Here is a 19044-nt window from a genome sequence, read left to right on the forward strand (position 1 = left end):
CAAAACAATGAAAAAACTTCTCGGACTTTTTACCTTGCTAAGCAGCCCACTGGTGTTTGCCAGCCAAACTGTCACTCTTGAAGATGGTCGCCAAGTCCAGCTTAATGACGACTTCACTTGGCAATATGTAGTGCCAGTGGAAGCAACCAAAACTAATGAGATGGTCATGACTCCAGAGACCACTCAACCAACTGCTACCATTCCGGCCAAAAAGCCCAAAGTGGCGGCAATTCCGCTGATCGAAAAAGCGGTGGGAACCATTGTCACTGTCGGTAGCGATCGTGCCACCATGCAGTTGTCTGACTCAGGTGTTGAAGTGTTACTAGGTGCGGTGAGCTATGAAGATGGTCAGTTGATGATTCCAACCTCAGTCACAAACCAAAGCAGCCAGTCAGTGATTTTAGTTGAAATCGAAATTCAGGTCTCGACAACCTCAGGAAACGTGCTGAGCAAAGAGTCAGTCAAGGTATGGCAATCCATCAAACGCATGGCCGATACCTATCTACGTCCTCAACAAGTAGAACAGGGGAAAACGATTGAACTGGCGATTGATCAAGCTGAGCAGTACTTAGTGACCGCCAAAGTCATTAATCTCGAAACACGTTAGATCGGCTCAACGTAGAGATAAATCGCCAGAAAGTGACAAGCGCATCCAGCTAAAACAAACCCATGCCAAATGGCATGATTATACGGGATGCGCTTGGCAACATAGAAAATCACGCCCAATGAGTAGATCACCCCTCCCGCGGCCAGCAAAGTTAAGCCACCGACATCCAGATTCAACGCCAGTTGATAAATGACCACCAGCGATAGCCAACCCATCAATAAGTAGGTCACAAGCGAAAGCTTTTTAAAGCGATAGACAAACGCTAATTTCATAATGATACCTACCAGAGCGATGGTCCAGATGACGATCATCAGACCAATCGCTAAAGGAGTTCTGAGGCTAACAAGCAAAAATGGGGTATAGCTGCCTGCAATCAACAAATAAATCGCACAGTGATCAAACGTCTTCAGCGCCCGCTTGGCTTTTTGATAAGGGATCGCGTGATACAGAGTGGAAGCAAGAAACAACACGATCATGCTGCCGCCGTAGATGCTCATACTGGTAATAGTCAGAGCATCCGCATTATGATCGACTGCTTTGATCAGCAGCAATACCAAACCCACGATACCAAGGACCATCCCGATACCATGAGTTAGCGTGTTAGCGATTTCTTCTTTGATGCAGTAAGGCTCAGTGTGATTAGTCGACATAACAAACCATACTCTGGTGGAATATTTACTCCAAAGTATGGCACACTCAGCTTACACTTGTAAGCCCAAATTGTTAGCTTTGCGTTAAGAGTGGCTATCGAGATATTTGAGAACTTGCTGACCAGCCTTATCAGCAGGTGTATGAACGGAGATCGTCAGTTGGCGTTTTAGCTGGCCACCACCTAATAAGCTGGCGAGCATTCCCTTGGCACCTTCTCGATGACGATCGATTTCAAACCACATCTGAAGCTCATCATTATTGCGATACGCTACCATTTCCAATTCGCGCCAACGACCATGAAAGGGCCCAGTGGTCGGAACAAACTCAAACTCCTGAACAAAAGGCAGCTCAAATCCCTCTACCGCTTCACACTCTACCTGTCGAATACGCAACCCCTGCTCTTCCAAAGCCGTAAAAATACCGTCTAATAAGGGATCAGGGCGCACCGTAAGAATATCAGTGTCACTGGGATCCTTTGCTAGGGCAATATTGAGCCCTGTTTCCAGCCATACTTTAGAGTCGCCAATGGTGACCGGTGCATTCCATGGCACATCCAACTCGACTTCGAAATCACGCTTCTCTCCGGGCTCAATGGTAAACGCATAGGGTAATGTCCAGTGAGCCAGAGTGTAACTGGTTGGCATGCGGCGCATATGACCACGATGATGGTCATCCCTACCCTGATTCGCTGGTACTTCTTTGATGTAACGACAATAGAGTTTCATCTCTATATTGTCGATTTCCTGTGCTGTCGAGCCACCATAGACATGGACAGTCACGTTGACCTTTTCACCTGGATATAACACTTCTTGCTGTAGTACAGAATCGACCTTTGCAGAGCCGATACCAAAACTTGCGAGGGTTTTCTTAAAGAACGACATACACACCTCCGTGGCAAAACGCAGCCATCAATATAATCACACGGTATCATATTAATCTGCACGTCTGTCTCACTGCTACTACGCTTCTCACATAATTGTAGTGATAGAAGCCAGACAGGATCGAATAGATATCGATCAATGGATAGGATGGTGCTAATCTAATCACTGATATGCATAATTCATATCATTATTCCTGATTAGCTACTTGGATTGGCGTGAGCCAGAAGAGCCACCCTTCAGCAATGAAGCATAACTCATAGCTAATCAGGCCATAAGTTCGGCAATGGATGTGCCTGGCAGTTAGGTTAATTAATGCGCCCAACAGCAGTCAGGTGTACGTCGCACACAAATCGTGCGATGCGTCGTCGTAGTGGCTTTGTCACTACTCCAGCGACAAAAAAACTCGCGCCCGGAATGACTTTAGTGGAAAAGACGACGTTAATGTCATCGACCCCAGCCAAAGTCACTAAGGCGGCATAGGTACAAAGCGCAGTTTCCACTGCGCTTTTTCTTTTCTCCTTTCCCTCTCTTCAGCCCTACCCCGTGGTATTGGTCTGCCTGATTTGATACCTTTAATGCTATACCAATATAAAAAATGTGGAGAAAGCCGATGAAGTGTCATCGCATTGAAGAGCTACTAGAGTTACTTGAACCCGAGTGGCAAAAAGATCAGCAAATGAATTTGCTGCAATTTATCGTCAAGTTAACTCAAGAAGCTGGCTACCAAGGCAAACTGGAAGACCTTACTGATGATGTTTTGATCTACCACCTTAAGATGCGTAATAGCGCTAAAGATGAAATGATCCCAGGGCTGAAAAAAGACCAAGAAGATGACTTCAAAACCGCAATCTTAAGAGCACGCGGGATCATAGAATAACCCCATTAAAAACAGCGGCCGCAAGGTCGCTTTTTTATATCCAAATCATTAAGAGGGATAAAACTGTTAGGCAATTTATTTATAAAACTGTACTGCTCTTTGTGCTTAAAGGTTGATAGCCTTAAAGAAATAAAAAAGAGATTGCGTATATAATCGCCGTCCATAAGAAAAGACTAAAATATTAAAGAGCACAGTCGACAGAGCGAGATCACTCAGAAATCTCGCCTTTAGCCCAAGAAGGAAGCGTAATGAGTCAGGACAAAATTGAAATAAAAGACGTGACTCCTAAAACCTTTAACCCTAAGACACACAAAAACACAGGGGATAGGTTTAACCCAAGCAACCGCATCTACGTACGCGAGAGTAAGGGAACATTTCAGCAATTACGTCGTTATGGGGGTTGGTTCCTACTAGTCCTCTTTGCGATGGTGCCATGGATTCCTTACGGGGAACGCCAAGCGATCCTGCTCGACCTAGCGAATCAGCAGTTTAATTTCTTTGGTACCACCCTTTACCCGCAAGATCTGACCTTGCTGGCACTGCTATTTATGATCTCCGCGTTCGGACTGTTCTTTCTCACCACATTTTTAGGCCGCGTTTGGTGTGGTTATCTCTGTCCGCAAACCGTCTGGACCTTCATGTATATCTGGTTTGAAGAGAAGCTGGAAGGTAGTGCCAATAAACGCCGCAAACAGGACTCAGGTAAACTCACCTCAAACCTGGCTATGCGCAAAGGGTTAAAGCACCTAGCATGGTGGGCTATTGCGCTAGCTACGGGCTTTACTTTTACTGGCTACTTTGTACCGATCAAAGATCTCGTCCTCGGGTTCTTCACCTGGAACGCAGATTTCTGGCCCGTGTTCTGGGTACTCTTCTTCGCTGGTTGTACCTATGCCAATGCCGGTTGGATGCGCTCGATTATGTGTGTGCACATGTGCCCGTATGCGCGCTTCCAGTCTGCGATGTTTGACAAAGATACCTTTATCGTCGGCTACGACACAAAACGAGGAGAATCACGTGGACCTCGCCCACGCAAAGCCGATCCAAAAGCCCTTGGTTTAGGCGACTGTATCGACTGCAACTTGTGTGTTCAGGTGTGTCCGACCGGTATCGATATTCGTGATGGTCTGCAATATGAGTGCATCAACTGTGGTGCCTGTATTGATGCCTGTGACAATACTATGGAGCGCATGGGTTATGAAAAAGGCCTGATCAGTTACACTACTGAACATCGTTTATCCGGAAAACACACCAAAGTCATGCGACCAAAGCTCCTTGGTTATGGCGCCGTGCTGCTAGTCATGATAGGTCTTTTCTTTGCACAAATTGCTGCCGTCGACCCAGCAGGCCTAAGCGTACTGCGTGATCGCAACCAGCTGTTTCGTGTAAATGGTTCAGGTGAAATCGAAAACACCTACACACTGAAAATTATCAATAAAACTCAGCAGACCCAAGAATATAACTTAGGTGTCAAAGGGCTTACCGATGTCTCTTGGTACGGTAAACAAACCGTTCATGTATCACCAGGTGAAGTATACAACCTACCAATGAGCTTAGGCGTCAATCCAGACAATCTCAGCTCTCCTGTTGCGACAATTCAGTTTATACTGTCCGATAGCGAAGACTTTACAATTGAAGTAGAAAGCCGCTTTATTAAAAAGCTCTAACGGCACTCTACCTAAAATATGGAAAAGGGCTCAGCAATGAGCCCTTTTTATTTATGATCCAGCAAGCCTTTAACTTTGATGCTCTCACCCCTGACTTTATGTGGTATGCCTTGGAAAGCATCGGCATTCGCGCTGAATCCGGTTTTCTGCCACTCAACAGTTACGAAAACCGTGTTTATCAGTTTACCGATGAAAAGCGCCAACGCTATGTGGTGAAGTTCTACCGTCCAGAGCGCTGGAGCTCAGAACAAATCCAAGAAGAGCACGACTTTACACTGGAACTGATTGAAGCCGATATTCCTGTTGCCCCGCCAATTAAGATTAATAACCACACACTGCATCGCTATCAGGGCTACCTATTTGCTTTATTCGCCAGTGTCGGCGGGCGCCAGTTTGAAGTAGACAACCTAGAACAGCTCGAAGGTGTAGGGCGCTTTCTTGGTCGAATTCATAAGGTCGGCGCTCGAACTCCCTTTCAGCACCGACCTACTATCAGCCTCGAAGAATACCTGCATCAACCACGTAAGATTCTGCAGCAGTCATCGTTCATTCCATTTCATCTTGAGAACGCCTTTTTCAATGATCTGGACTTATTGATTGACTCACTACAACAGCACTGGGATGACTCAGCCAGTATTATTCGTCTTCATGGTGATTGTCATCCCGGTAACATTCTCTGGCGTGACGGCCCGATGTTTGTCGACCTTGATGACTCACGCAATGGCCCAGCAATACAAGATCTGTGGATGCTACTCAGCGGGGAACGCGCAGACAAACTGATGCAGTTGGACATCATCTTAGAGGCCTATCAGGAATTTAATGACTTTAACACTAACGAATTGAAACTAATTGAACCTTTACGCGGTCTACGTATGGTGCATTATATGGCATGGTTGGCAAAAAGATGGCAGGATCCTGCTTTTCCTATCGCCTTCCCGTGGTTCGATGACCCAAAATACTGGGAAAGCCAAGTATTAGCTTTCAAAGAACAAATTTCGGCATTGAGTGAGCCACCACTCTCACTGATGCCACAGTGGTAAGAAGCCAAAATGACAAACATGGAGTCAATAATGAAAAAGCTGTTTGCACTTGTCGCAACTGTTATGCTGAGCCTTTCTGCTCATGCCGCTCAATTCAAAGAAGGTGAACATTATCAAGTTCTTGATCTTGAGGCTTCAAAAAAGCCAACGGTAACCGAGTTCTTCTCTTTCTTTTGTCCACACTGTAATACCTTTGAACCAATCATCCAGCAACTGAAAGCTCAGCTACCAGAAGGCGCTAAGTTCCAGAAAAACCACGTATCTTTCATGGGTGGCAGCATGGGTGAGTCGATGAGCAAAGCCTACGCGACCATGGTGGCACTGAAAGTGGAAGACAAAATGGTACCTGTGATGTTTAACCGCATCCACAACATGCGTAAAGCACCTAAAAATGACGAAGAGCTACGCCAGATTTTCTTAGATGAAGGCATTGAAGCGAAGAAATTTGACGGCGCATTCAAAGGCTTTGCGGTCGACTCTATGGTGCGTCGCTTCGATAAGCAGTTTAAGGACAGTGGTCTTTCCGGCGTTCCAGCGGTAGTCGTCAATAACAAGTACCTAGTGCAAGCACAGAGTATCGAAACGATTGATGAATACTTTGAACTGGTCAACTACTTACTGACTCAGAAGTAATACTTTGATTATCACAGGGGGCCAAGGCTCCCTGCTTTTATATAGTTAGGCGCTACTTATCCTGATAAATCTCTTTTAGCAGTTCATCTTTTTCCTGCCATACCTTTCCCAACCACTGCTGAAACTGGCGCTTATACGGCTTATCATTAAAGTAATCTCCACGTACACTGTCATCAACAGATAACACCTTAGTGCGCACAACAATCTTGGTCATTCGCCCCATCAACATATCGCGAAAAGGCTTATCGGTGTTTTCTGGGTACGCTAGCGTGACATCAATAATGTTTTCGAACTGATCGCCCATGGCCGCCAACGTATAAGCAATCCCCCCCGTTTTAGGCTGCAACAAGTACTGATAGCCCGCTTTGCTCTTTTTCTGCTTCTGCTCAGTAAAACGTGTGCCTTCCACATAATTCACCACGGTCGTCGGTGTATGTTGGAACTTGGCACAAGAGCGACGCGTGGTGGCTAAATCTTGCCCCCTTTTTTCTGGATGGCGAATCAAGTAATCACGGGAATAGCGGCGCATAAATGGCATATCCAGCGCCCAACACGCCATTCCTATAAATGGGACGTACAGTAATTGTTGCTTAAGGAAGAACTTCGGCATAGGAATGCGGTCTTTAAACACGCAACACAATACAACGATATCAGTCCAGCTTAAGTGATTACTGATCAGTAAATACCAACCATCTTTTCTCAGGCTTTCACCACCTTCCACATCCCACTCAACATGATTGGATAAAGAAAGAATGCCTGAGTTGATGGTCGCCCATAACCACATTACTCGATTCGCCATTACGGTGCCTTTTGCTTGCCATTTACCGGTTGGTAATACGACTTTAATCAAAGCAATGGTACAAATAACGAGTGAACAGAAAGCTGAGTTAAGGATGACCAAAGCCACATTCAAAACAAGGAGTAGGTATGCAAACATAACGCTTTTAATGAGATCCCAGATAGAATTTATAACGTTTCATTTATGAATAATAAAACAGCGTGTAATTATACAAGGCCATAACCACATTGGAATCACTCTAATGATGGTCAGATTAGTTCGACAGCCACTTATTAAATGTCAAAAGGTTCATAACAAGGAGACCCTCAATGAAATCCAAACTCTCTCTAATAGCTCTGTCCCTCGTTGCTCTTCCAACGATGGCCCAGCTATCAGAACACGCAGGATTGAGTGGTGGAGTGTCACTCAGCGCTGGATTTGCCTCTACTACTTCAAACTTTAATACTGATGGCGACAAAACCATCAATGATGTGAATCAAACCGCATCTTCGGACAGTGGCTCTTTGGTGTTGCCATTGGGTAATCTCGCCTATACCTTTGGGACAAATTTAGACAAACAATTTTACGTTGGTATGGCCCGTGAAGATATTGCAGTCGGTACCCTAGCGTTAGAACTGGGTTATAAGCAGCAGCTCGCCTCTGGCATGGTGATTGATGCCTCTTTCCTGCCAACCATTATGTCGGGTGAAACTTGGTCTGATCCATTTTTAACTGGTCAGGAACGTCAAACAACAGACGAGACAGGGAACGCATTTCGTCTTAAGTTCAAAAACATTATGGGCTCTAACTTCAGTCTCGATACTGCGTACGCAACTCGCGATATTGAAGATGAGCAGTCTGGCGTTAGTGATACTTCATTAACCACCACTGAGCGAAATGCACTTCAGCGCGATGCGACATCGATTTACTTAAAAGGTGACTACCGTCTGCCACTGACCCGTACTTCTTTCTTACAACCATCGATTACTTACATCACAACGGATGCCGATGGTGATGCTAACTCTCTAGATTCAATAGGAGGTGAGCTAAGTTACTTCCATATTCTGAATCGCCATCAGTTAGCCTTAACGGCTGGATACACCAATCGCTCTTACGATGCGGAAAACCCAATTTATAGTCAAACACGTGATGAAGATGAACTTAGCCTCTTCGCGGCCTATGAGTATCAAGACTTTATGGGCTGGAAAAACTGGTCTTTGATATCACTAGCTGGCTATTCCAAAACGGACGCCAACATCGACTTCTACGATGAAGATCAGTATCTAGTCTCTGTGGGGATGAGCTACCAGTTCTAAATACAGAGATAGCCCGCTTATGCGGGCTTTTTTACACCGCTTGCGCAGCCAGTTGTTTAAGCAGGCGATCCATCGCCCGATAACCTAAGGCTTCAGCAATATGATGCCGAGCAATCTGTGACTGACCATCTAAGTCCGCAATAGTGCGCGCGACTTTTATAATTCTATGGTAGGCCCGTATCGATAGCCCAAGCCGATGCAAAGCAGTTTCTAGAAACTGTGCGTCTTCCTTTTGAAGTGGGCAATAGTTTTCAATTTCACGGCTACCTAGCAACGCATTAACCTTATTCGAACGTTTCAGCATACAAGCCCGAGCTTTAAGCACTCTCTGCTTGACGACAGCCGTTGGCTCTCCCCGATCACCGCCTTCGGCTAACGTTCCTTTAGGTAGAGCGGGAATTTCTAAAGACATGTCAAAGCGGTCCAATAAAGGACCAGATAGTCGACTCAGATAACGTAAAATGGTTTGTGGATTGACTCTCGACTGACTACCTTCGTAGTAGCCCGTTGGGCTAGGGTTGAGAGCCCCTACCAGCTGGAAACGAGCAGGAAAACGAGTTTTACCCTGAGCGCGAGAAATGATGATCTCTCCAGACTCCAATGGCTCACGCAGCGAATCGAGTACTTTACGTTCGAACTCTGGCATTTCATCAAGAAAAAGTAAGCCATTGTGTGCCAAAGAAATTTCACCCGGTCTTGGAATCGATCCTCCGCCCACTAAAGCAGCCATAGAGCTTGAATGATGTGGGGCACGAAAGGGGCGCTGCTTCCAATTGAGTGCATTAATCTCTTGTTGAGTCAATGACGCCACGGACGCCGTTTCCATTGCTTCATCGTCACTCATTTCTGGTAATAAATCGCACAAGCGCGAGGCAAGCATGGTTTTCCCCGTCCCGGGCGGCCCCAAAAACAACAAGTTATGGTTCCCTGCCGCAGCAATTTCCAACGCTCGCTTGCCTTGCTGCTGACCAATGATGTCCTGTAAATCACGGCCATTCTCCACCGCTCGATGCAGGTTTTGCGTTTGGTGCAGGCTGAGTTTTTGTTGGCCACAAAGATCAGCACACACTTCCAGCAAGCTATGAGCAGATTTATGCTGTTCTTCGCCCACTAAGGCAGCTTGATCTCCATTGTAATGCGGCACGACCAAGCTTCGCTGTGCTTTGTTGGCTGCGAGCGCCGCAGGCAATACCCCCTTAACTCCGCGCAGCTCACCCGACAGCGCTAGCTCACCAACAAATTCTTTTTCCGCCAATTTATCTATTGGGATCTGCTCTGAAGCGGCAAGAATGCCAAGTGCTATCGGCAGATCAAATCGGCCTCCTTCCTTGGGCAGATCAGCAGGAGCAAGATTGACCGTGATGCGCTTAGCCGGAAATTCAAACCGAGAGTTAATGATCGCGCTGCGCACTCGGTCGCGTGATTCTTTGACGGTGGTTTCCGGTAATCCCACCAGAGTGAAACCCGGCATGCCATTACTGATATGCACCTCCACCGTCACCGGGGGCGCTTCAACCCCAACTGATGCCCGACTGTAAATAATGGCTAAGCCCATAAATTCTCCCACATGGCCACTTAATATTTATCTGTTTGATAACACGTCAACTTTTTAACAATCTTGTTATATAGCTTGGGGAGATGATGAGAGAATGTGAAAAAAGAATGACTTTTTGCTTGTCATGTAACGGAATTCTATGTTACCACTAGTGACGCAAACAATTTCGTACCATATTACGTAAGCACAACATAAAAAGAATATGAATTTTAACGCCCGCATTAACGCACTGATTGTCCTGATTATCGTGGTCATTATTGATTCCGCGCGGGGGCTGGTGGGCGAAAAATAAACACCAAATTCAAAAAAACCCCCGCACTGAGAAGTCCGGGGGTTTTTTTCAACTTAAACGCTGAGAATCAGCGAAAAAATAAACACTGACAAAGTCAGGTAGACACAAAATAAAAAGCTCAGCCGCGAGCGGGCAGGAAGAATGGGAGCGCACATGACGTGCACAACACAACATTACTACTTAGGTAGTCAAGGAGGCTTACGATGACAGGTGCTGAATTAGTCGTAGCCGCATTAAAACAACAGGGCATCAAAACCGTATTCGGCTATCCAGGCGGTGCCATCATGCCAATTTATGACGCGCTGTATGACGGTGGCGTCGAGCACATCCTCTGCCGTCACGAACAAGGTGCAGCGATGGCCGCTATCGGTATGGCACGCGCGACTCAAGATGTCGCAGTCTGTATGGCGACATCCGGTCCCGGTGCCACTAACCTAGTAACCGGTTTGGCCGATGCGTTTATGGATTCGATCCCAATGGTGGCAATCACAGGCCAGGTCGCCAGTTCCCACATCGGAACAGACGCTTTTCAGGAAATGGACGTGATAGGAATGTCACTATCCTGTACCAAGCACAGCTACCTAGTAACAGAAATTGAAGACCTTGCCCCAACATTAGCCGAAGCGTTTGAAGTCGCTAAAACAGGCCGACCAGGACCTGTGATTGTCGACATCGCTAAAGATGTTCAGCTGGCTCAGGCACCGGTTGACGTTTTGCCTCCATTCACGCCGCCAGCGCTTCCCGTTCCTCAAGCAGAAGCCGTTTCTGCCGCTCAGGAGCTTCTTTCACAAAGTACCCGCCCAGTATTTTATGTTGGTGGCGGTGTACAACTGGGTAAAGCCACAAAAGCCGTTCGCGAATTCTTACGTTTAAACCCAATGCCTTCGGTCAGCACCCTGAAAGGCTTAGGTACTATCGAACGTCACGACCCACATTACCTTGGCATGCTGGGTATGCACGGCACCAAAGCCGCGAACCTAGTCGTTCAAGAATGTGACCTGTTGATTGCGGTTGGCGCGCGATTCGATGACCGAGTCACAGGTAAATTGGAAACGTTCGCCCCTCACGCTCGCGTTATCCATATCGATATCGATGCCGCTGAGATCAACAAGCTGCGTCACGCCCATGCGCCACTGCGCGGTGATATCAATACCCTTCTTCCTCAGTTAGAACTAACACAAGACATCACACCTTGGGTCAAACACAGTGAAAGCCTACGCAGCGGTTTTAAGTGGCGTTATGATCACCCGGGTGATCTGATTTTCGCCCCAGGCTTACTGAAGCAACTGTCTGATATGATGCCTGACAGCTCAATGGTTTCAACCGATGTCGGACAGCACCAGATGTGGGCCGCACAGCATATCCAACCACGTGATCCACAAAACTTCATAACCTCGGCTGGCCTCGGCACTATGGGCTTTGGTCTTCCTGCCGCGATGGGGGCTGCAGTCGCACGCCCAGATGATCAGTCTATCCTTATTACAGGTGACGGTTCTTTCATGATGAACATTCAGGAACTGGGCACACTAAAGCGTCGCCAAATTCCGGTCAAAATCGTTCTATTAAATAACCAGCGCTTAGGTATGGTACGTCAATGGCAGTCACTGTTCTTCGATGGCCGCCACAGTGAAACTATTTTGGATGACAACCCGGATTTCATCACCCTAGCGAAGGCGTTTGATATCCCTGGAAAAACGATCACAAGAAAAGAAGAAGTCGAGCCGGCGATTCAAGAAATGCTGGAGAGTAAGACTTCTTACTTACTTCACGTACTGATCGACGAAGAAGAAAACGTGTGGCCACTGGTACCGCCTGGTGCTTCTAACAATGACATGCTGGAGAACACTTAAGATGGAAAGATATCTAATCGATATTAAAGCAGACGACAAACCTGTACTGCTAGAGCGTGTTCTTCGTGTGGTTCGCCACCGTGGTTTCATTGTTAAGCAAGTTGCAGGCACGCAAAACCATGAGAGTAAAATTGCCAGTGTAGAGATCATTGTCGACAGCGATCGTCCAATCTCCTTCCTGACCAATCAGATTGAAAAGCTCTGGGATGTGCGCACGGTTGAGGTAACACAAATCGCCCGCGACGAACTACCGAATAACAACCTACAACAAAAAATTTGTGCATAAAGGAAGGCAACAATGGCTACTAAAACAGCAGATTATATTTGGTTTAATGGCAAGCTAGTACCTTGGGAAGAAGCGAATGTTCATGTACTGACTCATGCGATGCACTACGGTACTTCAGTGTTTGAAGGTGTGCGCTGCTACAACACGCCTAAAGGACCAATTATCTTCCGCCACCGTGAGCATGCAAAAAGACTCAAAGATTCCGCCAAAATCTACCGTTTCCCTATCCCTTACTCTGTGGATGAAATCATGGAAGCGACGCGCGAAACACTGCGCGAGAACAAACTCGATAGCGCTTATATTCGTCCGCTAGGTTTTGTCGGCAATGTTGGCCTCGGTGTATGTCCACCGCAGGGCACCGAAATGGACCTAATCATCGCCGCTTTCCCATGGGGCTCTTACCTAGGTGAAGAAGCCTTGGAGAAAGGGGTCGATGCGATGATTTCCAGCTGGAACCGCGCAGCGCCAAACACCATTCCAACCGCAGCGAAAGCTGGCGGTAACTACCTATCTTCATTGCTGGTTGGCGGTGAAGCACGTCGTCATGGCTACGATGAAGGTATTGCATTAAGTGTTGATGGTTATTTGTCTGAAGGCGCAGGTGAGAACATCTTTGTGATTAAAGATGGAGTGATCACCACACCACCAGCAACCAGCGCCATCCTTCCGGGCATCACTCGTGATTCGATCATGACGATCGCTCGTGACAAAGGTTACCAAGTACGCGAAGCAAATATTGCTCGTGAAGCACTTTACCTGGCAGACGAAGTGTTTATGACAGGTACTGCAGCAGAGGTCGTTCCTGTTGCAACCATAGATAAAATTGACGTAGGCAGCGGTAAACGCGGCCCTATCACCAAAGAGCTGCAAGAAGCTTACTTTGGACTATTCAACGGCACCACTGAAGATAAGTGGGGCTGGTTAGATTACGTTTACCCAGCAGACGCGGCAAAATAAAGGAAGTAGTAAGATGCCTAAATACAGATCAGCAACCACCACTCACGGTCGTAACATGGCGGGTGCTCGTGCACTGTGGCGTGCAACTGGCGTAAAAGATGAAGATTTTGGTAAGCCAATCATCGCAGTCGTGAACTCATTCACTCAGTTTGTACCGGGCCACGTTCACCTTAAAGATATGGGCCAACTGGTCGCCGGTGAAATCGAAAAAGCAGGCGGTATCGCCAAAGAATTCAACACCATCGCGGTCGACGATGGTATCGCAATGGGCCACGGCGGTATGCTTTATTCACTGCCATCTCGTGAGCTTATCGCTGACTCAGTAGAGTACATGGTGAATGCTCACTGTGCTGATGCCATGGTATGTATCTCCAACTGTGACAAAATCACTCCGGGAATGCTGATGGCGTCAATGCGCCTTAACATCCCAGTAATCTTTGTATCTGGTGGTCCAATGGAAGCGGGTAAAACTAAGCTTTCTGACCAAATAATCAAGCTAGACTTGGTTGATGCGATGATCCAAGGTGCAGACCCGAAAGTTTCAGATGAGCAAAGTGAACAGATCGAACGCAGCGCGTGTCCGACATGTGGTTCATGTTCAGGTATGTTCACAGCCAACTCTATGAACTGCCTGACTGAAGCGCTTGGTCTTTCTCAGCCAGGTAACGGTTCAATGCTAGCGACACACGCAGACCGCGAAGAACTATTTATCAACGCTGGTAAACGTATCGTTGAACTGACACGCCGTTACTACGAGCAAGATGATGAATCTGCACTGCCGCGCAATATCGCCACTTTTGATGCATTCGAAAACGCAATGGCGCTTGATATTGCGATGGGCGGCTCAACTAATACCATTCTTCACCTGCTCGCTGCTGCGCAAGAAGGTGAGATTGACTTCGATATGGAAGATATCGATCGCTTATCTCGCAAAGTACCTCACCTATGTAAAGTGGCGCCATCTACTCAGAAATATCACATGGAAGACGTACACCGCGCGGGTGGTGTTATGGCTATCCTCGGTGAGCTAGACCGCGCAGGTTTGCTTCACAACGATGCGCGCACCGTACTCGGCCTTTCAATGAAAGAGCAGCTAGCGCAATACGACATCATCCAAACGGAAGATGCCGATGTATTGAAGTTCTTCCGCGCAGGCCCTGCAGGCATTCGTACTACCAAAGCGTTCTCACAAGATTGTCGTTGGGAGCGCCTTGATGATGACCGCGCTGATGGTTGTATCCGTTCAATCGATCACGCGTTCTCTCAAGAAGGTGGCCTAGCCGTTCTATCGGGCAACATCGCTCTTGATGGCTGTATTGTGAAAACTGCTGGCGTTGATGAGAGCATCCATAAATTCACTGGCCCTGCTGTAGTGTTTGAAAGCCAGGAAGACGCCGTTGAAGGCATCTTAGGCGGCAAAGTAAAAGCAGGTGATGTGGTTGTCATCCGCTATGAAGGTCCTAAAGGGGGCCCAGGCATGCAGGAAATGCTTTATCCAACCACTTACCTGAAATCAATGGGGCTTGGTAAAGAGTGTGCACTGCTGACAGATGGTCGCTTCTCTGGCGGTACGTCTGGCCTGTCCATTGGTCATGCTTCACCTGAAGCGGCGAATGGTGGCGCGATTGGTCTGGTGAAACAAGGCGATATGATCGCAATTGATATTCCAAACCGTTCTATTTCTCTAGAAGTCTCAGAGCAGGAACTTGCTGAGCGCCGTGCAAAGCAAGATGAACTGGGCTGGAAACCAGTCGATCGTCAACGTGAAGTTTCTTTTGCACTCAAAGCGTACGCAAGTATGGCAACCAGTGCTGACAAAGGGGCAGTGCGAGACAAATCTAAGCTAGAGGGCTAGCTTATGTCTGATTCTCTCTTTTCAGGGAAAGCTCATCAGACTGGCGCAGACTATCTGCGCCATATCTTAAGAGCTCCGGTTTATGAAGCAGCAACAGTAACGCCTCTGCAGGAAATGCCACGCCTGAGTGAACGGATTGGCAACAAGGTGCAAATCAAGCGCGAAGACCGCCAGCCAGTTCATTCGTTCAAACTACGTGGCGCCTACAATATGGTTGCCAGTTTGTCTGAAGCGCAGAAGGCTGCTGGCGTGATTGCCGCCTCAGCGGGTAACCATGCACAAGGTATGGCGCTTTCCGGCACTAAGCTTGGTATCAAAACCACGATTGTGATGCCAAAAACCACACCTGACATTAAGGTCGAAGCGGTTCGTGGTTTTGGCGGTCACGTGGTACTGCACGGCAATAACTTTGATGAAGCCAAAGCCGAAGCCGAGCGTTTATCTGAACAACATGGCTATACGTTTGTGCCTCCTTTTGATCACCCATTAGTGATCGCGGGCCAAGGCACCATTGGTATGGAGATGCTGCAACAAAATGGTCATCTCGATCATATCTTCGTCCCAGTTGGTGGCGGTGGTTTAGCAGCGGGTGTGGCGGTGTTGGTCAAACAGCTGATGCCAGAAATCAAAGTTATTGCAGTTGAGCCTGAAGATTCTGCATGTCTTAAAGCAGCATTGGACGCTGGTGAGCCCGTCGTACTCGACCAGGTCAGCATGTTTGCTGACGGCGTCGCGGTAAAGCGCATCGGTGAAGAAACCTTCCGCTTGTGTCAAAAATACCTCGATGGGCACATTACCGTTTCCAGCGATGAGATTTGCGCCGCAGTCAAAGACATCTTTGAAGATACGCGCGCTATCGCAGAGCCTTCTGGCGCATTAGCGTTAGCAGGGTTGAAGAAGTACGCTGAGCAAAACGAGCTTAAGAACAGCAACCTAGGTACTGTTCTGTCGGGTGCGAACACAAACTTCCACGGTCTGCGCTACGTCTCTGAGCGTTGTGAACTGGGTGAAAAACGTGAAGGCCTGCTGGCAGTCACGATTCCAGAACGCCAAGGCGCTTTCTTTGAGTTCTGTAACCTGATTGGCGGCCGAGCGGTCACTGAGTTCAACTACCGCTACAACGATGACGATCTGGCCAACATTTTTGTTGGTGTCCGTCTACAAGGTGGGCAGGAAGAGCTGGAACACATCATTCACGATCTGCGTGAAGGTGGCTACCCTGTGATCGACCTGTCAGACGACGAAATGGCAAAACTGCACATTCGTTACATGATTGGTGGTAAACCATCGAAGCAGCTGAAAGAGCGCCTATATAGCTTTGAATTCCCAGAGTATCCAGGTGCATTGCTGAAATTCCTCAGCACATTAGGTACACATTGGAACATCAGTCTGTTCAACTATCGCAATCATGGTGCCGACTATGGTCGAGTATTGTGTGGTTTTGAACTGGATGAAGCCGATTTATCGCGCTTTTCCGCTCATTTACGAGAGCTGGGCTATCAATGCAAAGACGAAACCGACAACCCGTCGTATAAGTTTTTCCTTTCTTAATCATCAAAAAGCCAGTCACATGACTGGCTTTTTCTTTACTGCCCAATACGGCTTTCCGCAATGCACTGTATGCATGTATATAATGCTAAAGTTTCATTTTAGTCATAGTGACTTTCAGTCTACACTCAATATCAGTTTTTAAATGTTTGCTACCGCGTAGTGGAGACCATCTATGTTTAACGCACTGATTCTAAACCAAGAAGAAAAACGCACCATCGCCTCTGTAGAACAAATCGACGAAGCACAATTGCCACAAGGCGACGTACTAATCGATGTCGATTACTCATCACTCAACTACAAAGATGGTCTGGCGATCACTGGCAAAGGTAAGATCATCCGCAACTTCCCTATGGTACCGGGCATCGATATGGCAGGCACCGTTGCTCACTCAGATGATGAACGTTACCAAGTCGGCGATAAAGTCGTATTAACTGGCTGGGGTGTCGGCGAGAATCACTGGGGTGGTATGGCTCAACGCGCGCGCCTAAAAGCAGACTGGTTGGTACCACTGCCAAAAGGGATCGACAGCAAAAAGGCCATGATGGTTGGCACCGCTGGCTTTACTGCCATGCTGTGTGTTCAAGCGCTGATCGACGCTGGTGTCAAACCTGAGTCAGGTGAAATTCTGGTCACAGGTGCCAGTGGTGGTGTGGGTTCAGTAGCAGTAACGTTATTGGCAACGCTCGGCTACAAAGTGGCGGCGGTAACAGGTCGTGTTGAGCAAAATGGCCCACTACTTGAGAAACTAGGTGCAAGTCGCATTATCGACCGCGTTGAGTTTGAAGAGCCAGCACGCCCACTTGAAAAGCAAGTGTGGGCAGGCGCCGTTGATACCGTGGGCAGTAAAGTACTGGCTAAAGTACTGGCTCAAATGGATTACAACAGCGCGGTAGCAGCATGTGGTCTAGCTGGTGGCTTTGACCTACCAACAACCGTGATGCCTTTTATTCTGCGTAATGTTCGCCTGCAAGGCGTAGACTCAGTGATGTGCCCAACAGAGAAGCGTATCGCCGCTTGGGAAAAGCTGGTTGAGCTACTACCTGACAGCTACTTTGAGCAAGCCTGTACTGAAGTAGCTCTTGCCGATGCACCAAAGTACGCAGAAGATATTACTAACGGCCAAGTAACAGGTCGCGTTGTGATTAAGCTGTAATTCTAAGATTCAAAATAAAAGAGCCAGCATTGCTGGCTCTTTTTGTATCAATGGAAATAGTGTTAATCCAATCCCATGTCTGCGATACGTTTGGCGATCAAGCGGCTGCACTCTTCTCTCACCACAGATCGTAGCCATTCCTGTGCTGGTGAGTGCTCACAACGTGCATGCCAGATCATCGAATAATCAAATGGCGTGAACTGAAACGGCAAAGGTTTAACCGCCAAGTCGTAACGCTCTGCGACCAGATAAGCTAAGTCCGCTGGCACCGTAATGATCAGCGGCATGGTATCCACTATGGCCAATGCAGCTTCCAGATGATAAGCCCGCAGCACCATTTTTCGTTTTGGCTGATCGACCAGAGCCTGCTCAATTAACGCTTTGACGCCATCACTGATAGCAATCATCGCATGTGGATAGGTAAGGTAATCCTTCAAACTGAGTGAAGTGTTGGCCAACGGGTGCTGTTTAGATAAGAGACATAAAACCCCTACACGCCCAAGAATTTCACTGCGCAGTGGCTCTACTGGGCCAATAGGTCGGCATATGGCTAAATCCGCCCCCTCATACGTCAACTGATCAGCTAATCGGTCATGTTGCAGAGGTAGAAAATTAATCGACACATTGGGCGCTTCCTGATAAATACGCGGCAAAGCAAAGGGCAGAATAGTCTGCATCGCATAATCAGTGGTCGCGATATTGAAGGTGTTCTCAAAGCTTTGCGGTTCAGTTTGCATCGGTGACAACACCTGGCGCAGCGACTCCAGTGGCTCTCCCAGTGCTTTGTCGACCTCGAGCGCTTTTTCGGTTGGAATCAGATGCTGACCCTGACGCGTAAACAAAGGGTCACCCAGCATATCACGCAGCCGACCTAACACTCGGCTCATCGCAGACTGGCTAAGATTAAGCCGATGTGCTGCCTTACTGACACTGCATTCTTCGATTAAAACCCGCAACGCCACCAGCAAATTCAGATCACGGCGATAGATGTCTTCTAATTCCACAAATAGCCACTTAAAATGAAGGGTATATTTATTGAATTGTACTCTTTAGATAAAAAAAATCCCGCCTTTCAGCGGGGAAGCCCAAGAAAAA

At 47.5% G+C, this 19044-nt stretch carries 18 protein-coding genes; 12 read left to right on the forward strand and 6 right to left on the reverse strand.

The features are described from left to right. Positions 1-7: 7 nt before the first annotated feature. Positions 8-607 carry a DUF3157 family protein gene (locus L1D15_RS18405; RefSeq protein ID WP_239876651.1) on the forward strand — a complete coding sequence of 200 codons (600 nt, stop codon included), beginning with the start codon at positions 8-10 and terminating at the stop codon, positions 605-607. Here L1D15_RS18405 and L1D15_RS18410 read toward each other — a convergent pair. The 3 genes from L1D15_RS18410 to L1D15_RS18420 form a co-directional block, all read right to left on the reverse strand. Next, positions 604-1257: a hemolysin III family protein gene (locus L1D15_RS18410; RefSeq protein ID WP_239876652.1), complete on the reverse strand. Its 654-nt coding sequence runs from the start codon at positions 1255-1257 to the stop codon at positions 604-606. The two genes, L1D15_RS18405 and L1D15_RS18410, sit on opposite strands and share 4 nt — an antisense overlap. A gap of 84 nt (positions 1258-1341) precedes the next feature. Then, complete coding sequence (locus L1D15_RS18415) at positions 1342-2139, reverse strand: sporulation protein (protein ID WP_239876653.1); 798 nt, start codon at positions 2137-2139, stop codon at positions 1342-1344. A 305-nt stretch (positions 2140-2444) separates the two neighbouring features. Then, positions 2445-2639 carry a hypothetical protein gene (locus L1D15_RS18420; RefSeq protein ID WP_239838847.1) on the reverse strand — a complete coding sequence of 65 codons (195 nt, stop codon included), beginning with the start codon at positions 2637-2639 and terminating at the stop codon, positions 2445-2447. Between the two features lie 110 nt (positions 2640-2749). On the opposite strand from L1D15_RS18420, the gene L1D15_RS18425 reads away from it, so the two are divergent. The 4 genes from L1D15_RS18425 to L1D15_RS18440 all read left to right on the forward strand — a co-directional run bounded on the left by L1D15_RS18425 (position 2750) and on the right by L1D15_RS18440 (position 6356). Next, entirely contained in the window at positions 2750-3016 is a 267-nt protein-coding gene (locus L1D15_RS18425; RefSeq protein ID WP_239870760.1) for a YihD family protein, read from the forward strand. Between the two features lie 248 nt (positions 3017-3264). Then, positions 3265-4683, forward strand: a complete 1419-nt coding sequence (ccoG, locus tag L1D15_RS18430) for a cytochrome c oxidase accessory protein CcoG (protein ID WP_239870763.1) — start codon at positions 3265-3267, stop codon at positions 4681-4683. A 53-nt stretch (positions 4684-4736) separates the two neighbouring features. Then, the gene (locus L1D15_RS18435) at positions 4737-5723 is read left to right on the forward strand and encodes a serine/threonine protein kinase (RefSeq protein ID WP_239876654.1); all 987 of its coding nucleotides are present in this window, start codon (positions 4737-4739) and stop codon (positions 5721-5723) included. 30 nt (positions 5724-5753) lie between these two features. Then, a complete protein-coding gene (locus L1D15_RS18440) occupies positions 5754-6356 on the forward strand; it encodes a thiol:disulfide interchange protein DsbA/DsbL (RefSeq protein WP_239838830.1) in 603 nt (200 codons plus the stop codon). Between the two features lie 52 nt (positions 6357-6408). On the opposite strand, the gene L1D15_RS18445 is transcribed toward L1D15_RS18440, so the two are convergent. Next, a complete protein-coding gene (locus L1D15_RS18445; protein WP_239876655.1) occupies positions 6409-7293 on the reverse strand; it encodes an acyltransferase in 885 nt (294 codons plus the stop codon). A 170-nt stretch (positions 7294-7463) separates the two neighbouring features. Here L1D15_RS18445 and L1D15_RS18450 point away from each other — a divergent pair, with 170 nt between their 5' ends. Then, the gene (locus L1D15_RS18450; protein ID WP_239876656.1) at positions 7464-8450 is read left to right on the forward strand and encodes a DUF2860 domain-containing protein; all 987 of its coding nucleotides are present in this window, start codon (positions 7464-7466) and stop codon (positions 8448-8450) included. 31 nt (positions 8451-8481) lie between these two features. On the opposite strand, the gene L1D15_RS18455 is transcribed toward L1D15_RS18450, so the two are convergent. After that, on the reverse strand, positions 8482-10005 hold the full coding sequence (locus L1D15_RS18455) for a YifB family Mg chelatase-like AAA ATPase (RefSeq protein ID WP_239876657.1): 1524 nt from the start codon (positions 10003-10005) through the stop codon (positions 8482-8484). Between the two features lie 495 nt (positions 10006-10500). On the opposite strand from L1D15_RS18455, the gene ilvG reads away from it, so the two are divergent. From ilvG to L1D15_RS18485, 6 genes are all read left to right on the forward strand, one after another. Further along, entirely contained in the window at positions 10501-12147 is a 1647-nt protein-coding gene (gene ilvG, locus L1D15_RS18460) for an acetolactate synthase 2 catalytic subunit (protein ID WP_239870876.1), read from the forward strand. A 1-nt stretch (position 12148) separates the two neighbouring features. Next, positions 12149-12433 carry an acetolactate synthase 2 small subunit gene (gene ilvM / locus L1D15_RS18465; RefSeq protein WP_008075516.1) on the forward strand — a complete coding sequence of 95 codons (285 nt, stop codon included), beginning with the start codon at positions 12149-12151 and terminating at the stop codon, positions 12431-12433. 12 nt (positions 12434-12445) lie between these two features. Then, the gene (gene ilvE, locus L1D15_RS18470; RefSeq protein WP_239838825.1) at positions 12446-13390 is read left to right on the forward strand and encodes a branched-chain-amino-acid transaminase; all 945 of its coding nucleotides are present in this window, start codon (positions 12446-12448) and stop codon (positions 13388-13390) included. 13 nt (positions 13391-13403) lie between these two features. Next, on the forward strand, positions 13404-15245 hold the full coding sequence (gene ilvD, locus L1D15_RS18475) for a dihydroxy-acid dehydratase (protein WP_095562061.1): 1842 nt from the start codon (positions 13404-13406) through the stop codon (positions 15243-15245). A gap of 3 nt (positions 15246-15248) precedes the next feature. After that, a complete protein-coding gene (gene ilvA, locus L1D15_RS18480; protein ID WP_239876658.1) occupies positions 15249-16796 on the forward strand; it encodes a threonine ammonia-lyase, biosynthetic in 1548 nt (515 codons plus the stop codon). Between the two features lie 172 nt (positions 16797-16968). After that, positions 16969-17949, forward strand: coding sequence for an MDR family oxidoreductase (locus tag L1D15_RS18485; RefSeq protein ID WP_239876659.1), 981 nt, complete (start codon positions 16969-16971; stop codon positions 17947-17949). Positions 17950-18011: 62 nt separating this feature from the next. On the opposite strand, the gene L1D15_RS18490 is transcribed toward L1D15_RS18485, so the two are convergent. After that, on the reverse strand, positions 18012-18953 hold the full coding sequence (locus tag L1D15_RS18490) for a LysR family transcriptional regulator (protein WP_064488914.1): 942 nt from the start codon (positions 18951-18953) through the stop codon (positions 18012-18014). Positions 18954-19044: the final 91 nt, after the last annotated feature.

Source organism: Vibrio sp. Isolate25, from assembly GCF_022398025.1.
Classification (GTDB): domain Bacteria; phylum Pseudomonadota; class Gammaproteobacteria; order Enterobacterales; family Vibrionaceae; genus Vibrio; species Vibrio coralliilyticus_A.